The sequence below is a fragment of the Acidiphilium sp. genome (assembly GCF_049977125.1).
Lineage (GTDB): Bacteria > Pseudomonadota > Alphaproteobacteria > Acetobacterales > Acetobacteraceae > Acidiphilium.
Genome location: NZ_JBMFGY010000162.1, coordinates 1 through 5,640, shown reverse-complemented (window position 1 = coordinate 5,640; position 5,640 = coordinate 1). Strand labels below are relative to the sequence as shown.

The 5,640-nt window shown below is 65.3% G+C and carries 3 protein-coding genes; all 3 read right to left on the bottom strand.

What is annotated here, in order from left to right; genetic code table 11:
* Positions 1–70 precede the first annotated feature (70 nt).
* The gene (gene ilvD, locus ACP5E6_RS15705) at positions 71–1,921 is read right to left on the bottom strand and encodes a dihydroxy-acid dehydratase (protein WP_427955613.1); all 1,851 of its coding nucleotides are present in this window, start codon (positions 1,919–1,921) and stop codon (positions 71–73) included.
* Between the two features lie 161 nt (positions 1,922–2,082).
* Entirely contained in the window at positions 2,083–3,765 is a 1,683-nt protein-coding gene (locus ACP5E6_RS15700; protein ID WP_427955611.1) for a M3 family oligoendopeptidase, read from the bottom strand.
* A 40-nt stretch (positions 3,766–3,805) separates the two neighbouring features.
* Positions 3,806–5,640 (bottom strand): Hint domain-containing protein (locus tag ACP5E6_RS15695; protein ID WP_427955608.1); only part of this gene is annotated, 1,835 nt, incomplete at its 5' end.

Sequence of the window (5,640 nt, the reverse complement as noted above, 5' to 3'; positions counted from 1 at the left end):
AAAAATCGCTGATCGGCGGGCAGCGCATTTGCACGCAAAAATCGTTACGCTATCGGAACAATTCGCGGGTTCAGCGGCGTTGCACCTGTTTCACGTCGCGCACCGCGCCTTTTGCAGCACTCGTGGTCAGTGCCGCATAGGCCTGCAACGCGGCGGAGACCACGCGATCCCGGCCCAGCGGCAGCCAGGCGTCAGCGCCGCGTGCCTCCATCGCCGCGCGGCGGGCGGCCAGTGTCGTCTCATCGACCAGAACATCGATCCGGCGGGACGGAATATCGATCGCGATCATATCCCCTTCCTCGACCAGCCCGATCGTCCCGCCCTCGGCGGCTTCCGGCGAGATATGCCCGATCGAAAGCCCGGAGGTCCCGCCGGAGAACCGGCCATCGGTGATCAATGCGCAGGCCTTGCCCAGCCCCTTCGATTTCAGATACGACGTCGGGTACAGCATTTCCTGCATCCCGGGTCCGCCCTTCGGCCCCTCGTAGCGGATCAGCACGACATCCCCGGCGACGATCCGATCGCCCAGAATCGCCGCCACCGCGTCATCCTGGCTGAAGAAAATCCGTGCCGGCCCGGTGAACACCAGATTGGCGGCATCGACCCCGGCGGTTTTCACGATCGCGCCGTCGCGCGCGATATTGCCATACAGCACCGCGAGCCCGCCATCCGGGCTGAATGCGTGATCGACATCGCGGATCACCCCCGCGACCCGGTCGGTATCGAGCGTCTCATACCGGCGCGACTGGCTGAACGCCTGGGTGGTCCGCACCCCGCCCGGTGCCGCGCTGAACAGGGTTTTTGCCTGTTCGCGCCCGTTCATCACATCCCAGAGTGCCACCGCCTCGCCGATGGTCGCCTGATGCACGGTCGCGCAATCCCGCTTGAGCAACCCGGCCCGATCCAGCGCGCCGAGCAGCCCCATGATGCCACCGGCGCGGTGCACATCCTCCATGTGGACATTCGCAACCGAGGGCGAGACTTTGCACAAATTCGGCACAAGGCGCGACAACCGGTCGATATCGTCCATGGTGAAATCATGGCCCGCCTCCTGGGCCGCGGCCAGCAGATGCAGCACTGTATTGGTCGATCCGCCCATCGCGATATCCAGCGACATCGCATTTTCGAACGCCGCGATGCTGGCGATCGCGCGCGGCAGCACCGAGGCATCGTCCTGCTCGTAATAGCGCCGCGCCAGATCGACGATCTGCCACCCCGCCTCGACGAACAGGCGCTTGCGATCCGCATGGGTCGCGACCAGCGATCCGTTGCCGGGCAGCGCCAGGCCGAGCGCCTCGGTGAGGCAATTCATCGAATTGGCGGTGAACATGCCCGAGCACGAACCGCAGGTCGGGCAGGCGGAACGTTCCATCGCCGCGGCCTGCTCGTCGGTTTGCGTCGGATCGGCGGCGGCGACCATCGCCGTGATCAGATCGACCGCCCTGGTCTCGCCCTTGGCGACATATTTGCCGGCCTCCATCGGACCGCCGGAGACAAAGATGGTCGGAACATTGAGCCGCAGCGCCGCCATCAGCATGCCCGGCGTGATCTTGTCGCAATTGGAAATGCACACGAGCGCATCGGCGCAATGGGCATTGACCATATATTCCACCGAATCCGCGATCAATTCGCGCGAGGGCAGCGAATACAGCATCCCGCCATGCCCCATCGCGATGCCGTCATCGACCGCGATGGTGTTGAACTCCTTGGCCACCCCGCCCGCCGCCTCGATCTCGCGCGCCACGAGTTGTCCCATGTCTTTCAGATGGACATGACCGGGCACGAATTGCGTGAACGAATTGGCGATCGCGATGATCGGCTTGCCGAAATCCCCATCGCCCATGCCGGTCGCGCGCCAGAGCGCACGGGCGCCGGCCATGTTGCGGCCATGGGTCGAGGTACGCGAGCGATAATGCGGCATGGGCTGGGTTTCCGGTCGAGAGTTTCAAAACCTTATAAGCCAGCCGACGCAGCGACGCCACAGGAAGGCCTCATTCCGCCCCACCCCGCCCCGCGACACAGTGAAGCCCGGTCCCTGACGCCGCCGGTTCCCGGCAGGCGAGGCCAAGGTCACAGTAGAAGTCAGAGCAGAATACGCGCGACCTCGGCGACCGCCGCCTCCAGCGCGCCGGGTTCGAACGGCGAGATCAGCCCGGCGGATTTGACGAGGTCGAGAAACGGCGCCGAACCGCCGCGCCGGCAGAGCGCGATATAATCGTCCAGCGCGACGGTGTAATTCTTGCGCGAACGCGACCAGAATTGCAGCGCGCAGCATTGCGCCAGCGCGTAGTCGATCATGTAGAACGGCATCAGATAAAGATGCAGCACAGGTTGCCAGGCGCCGCCCGCCGCGCTGTTGGCAAGATCGCCGTAATCGCGCCACGGCGTATACCGCTGTTCAAGCCGCCGCCAGGTCGCGCGGCGTTCGGCTGGCGTCATGTCCGGATTGGCATAAACCTCGTGCTGAAAATGATCGAGGCAGGCGCCATGCGGCAGAAACGCCAGCGCCGCGATCAGGTGCATCTGCCGATACCGCGCCGCGGCGGCCTCACCCACCAGCAGGCCGGCATGCGGATGAGCGAAGAACTCGAAACTCATCGAATGGATTTCGGCCGATTCCATCCCCGGCGTCAGATAATCGACGCCCGGCAGATCGCGGCTGGCGAAGGCCTGGAACGCGTGACCCATCTCATGGGTCAGCACATCGATATCCCCGCTCGTCCCGACGAAATTGGCGAAAATGAACGGCATGCCGACACTATCGAACGTCGTGCAGAACCCGCCATTGCCCTTGGCCGGCCGGTTCTTCAGATCGAGAAATCCGCCATCCTTCATCGACCGGTAGAAGCTGGCGATTTCGGGGTTCATCCGGTCGTACATCGCCTGTCCGGCGGCGAGGAGATCGTCATGCCCGCCGAGCGGCGTCGGGTTGCCGAGCGGATCGATAATGCGCTCATCCCAGGCGAAGACCTTATCCCAGCCGAAAATGGCGCGGCGCTGTTCCAGCAGCCGTGCGATCAGCGGCGTCACATGCGCCGCGATCGCGTCGCGATAGCGCGCAACGTCGTCGGGTCCATAATCCAGCCGGCGCATCCGCTTGTAGCCGAGGGCGATGAAATTCTCATAGCCGAGTTTGCGTGCCATGCCGTGGCGCAGCCGCACCAGATCGTCATAGATCTGATCCAGCGCCGCCGCGTGCTCACCAAAGAACGCATCGATCTTCTGCTCGGCCGCATGGCGCACGGCGCGGTCGATATGCTCGCGGTACGGCGCCATGCCCTCGTAATTGACAATCCTGCCGTCGATCTCGATCTGAACCGAGGCGGTCAATGCGGTGTAGCGGGCCGCGAGCTTGGCCTCCTGTTCCAGATCAGCCTCGATCTCCGGGCTGAACACCCCGACATCGAGTTCCCACAGCGCCACGGCATGCGCGCCGACCGCGTTGATCACCGCGGTGCGATCGTCATGCCCCAACATGCGCTGCTTGAGCGCGGTTTCGTAATTCTGCGCCACCGGCAGAAACGCATCGCGATAGTCGAGCGCGGCCTGCGCGGCCGCATCGGCCGTATTCTGCTGAAACCGCAGATCGGTCAGCGCCGACCAGGTGTTGATCGCGCGCCTGACCTGATCGAACCGGGACGCGGCCTCGGCGATCTCGCCGTCATCGAACAGCGCGTTGATCGCGGTGTAGTCGCGCGCCAGGGACTCATGGGTCGGGGTTGCGGCGGTGATGTCGGAAAACCGGATCGTGGGGCGACTGTCCATTCCCGATCAAACCAAGTTCAGCACGGCCACGCAAGTCGTTTCACGCGGCGATCCGGTAGCGCCCGGCGCCGGACAGCGTGATCGTGACCGACGCGGCCGATGCCCCTTCGAGCAGGAGGCGCGGAATCAGCGCCGCGCCATCGGTCCAGCGGCCATCCGCCTCAGCCTCGTGCCACCCCGCGACCAGCGCGGCATGGTCGAGTGCCACGGCGCGACCGGCGATGGCGAGCGCCGCGATCTTGACGCCGAGGCACCGCCGGTCACGCGGATCGGCGGCGACCTCGGCCGGGATGAAGCGGCGCGAGACGATTGTCACACCTTCGGGCGTGTCGATCAGCCGCAATGCCGGCTCATCGGTCAATACCGGCGCCGCTCGCGCGAGCAAGCGCGCCCGCACCGCCTCGACCACCTTCCCGGTTTCGACGAAGCGGGCAAATCCCGCCGCCGCGCGGAACGCCTGGGCGAAATCCGGGTGCAGCGCGACGGCGCCGCCGCCGTTGTCGAATTGCGACCGATTGCCGCTGGCCAGGTAGGATTCCGCCGGAACGCCCTCGGCGAGAAGCGCCGCGTGGGATGGCAGTTCGATATGATGGTAGGTGATCGTCTCGACGGCGATCTGGCGGATCGTCACGCCGTTGACCAGCGCCTTGGCCGGGATCAGCACGCCATCGAGCCACAGCGCGTGATCGGGCGATAGCATCAGGTCGCGTGACGGGACGCCATCGGCCAGGGCGCCGGCGAGGATCATCACCGGATTGACCGCTTCCGGTCGCGGATGGCGCGCCGGATGGGTGGTGCGCCGCCCGAGCCAGACGATCGGCGCGAAGCCGCCCCCGGCCAGACGCGCCAGATCGCCGATCCGCAACGCCTCGACCGCAACCGCGCCCCGCGCCGTGGCGATCGCGGTCCCGGCGGCGAAGCAGGGCGCATCGAAACTGATCCCACCATTGCCGTTATCGACCGGCGTGAGAGTGCCGGTGGTCAGAGCGGGTGAATTGGCGAAGGCGAGATCGATCACGCCGAAACTGCCGGTCAGAGTCAGCGTGCCGTTTCCGAAAGTTTCGCTGCTGATCGCACTTACGGCAAGGCTGGGCAGGGTGAGGACATCGCCGGCGGCGAAGCCGCTGAGCGTGCCGGCGAATTGCGTCGGATCGCCGAGCACGATGGTGCTGCCGGCGCCGCTGAAATCGATCACCTGGCCCGCACCGACCGGGCCGTCGAAGATGCCGGTGGTGGGGTCGAACATGATGGTGCCGGTGCCTTCGAGCGTGCCGGTGACATCGAGCGTATCGGCGGCGGTCTCGATGATCGTGCCGTCATTGATCAGCGTGCCGGCGATGGTGGTGGTGCCGGCAATGTCCCAGGTCGCGCCGCTGGCGATTTCGAGCGTTCGGAAATTGGTAAACTGGGTGCCATAACCCGTCAGCGTTCCCTCGGTTGATCCCGAACCCAGCGTCAGCAGGCTGATGCCCGAGGTTTCGGTGCCGCCCTCGACATGCCCGATGAACACCGCGCCCGGATCGTCGATCACCGTGCCACGGAACCCGCCGGTGATGGCCGCGATGCCGGCGGTGCCGTTGGTGCTTGCGATCGTGCCGGCGTTGATGATCGTGCCGTTATAGACGTAGGTACCGAAAAATCCGCTCAACGTGCCGTCGGACTGGTTGTTCACCGCGCCGAAAATCACCTCCGCGCCGTTGAACACACCGGCCATGGTGCCCGCGTTATTCACGGTTCCGGTGTTCACATAGGCACCATTGTAACCGGCGATGTAGCCGCCACTCTGGTTGGTCAGCGTGCCGATACCGGCGAGCTTCACGCCATCGCCGGTCGTGGTGTCGACGATCACGCCGGCATTGACCACGGTCCAGCTTG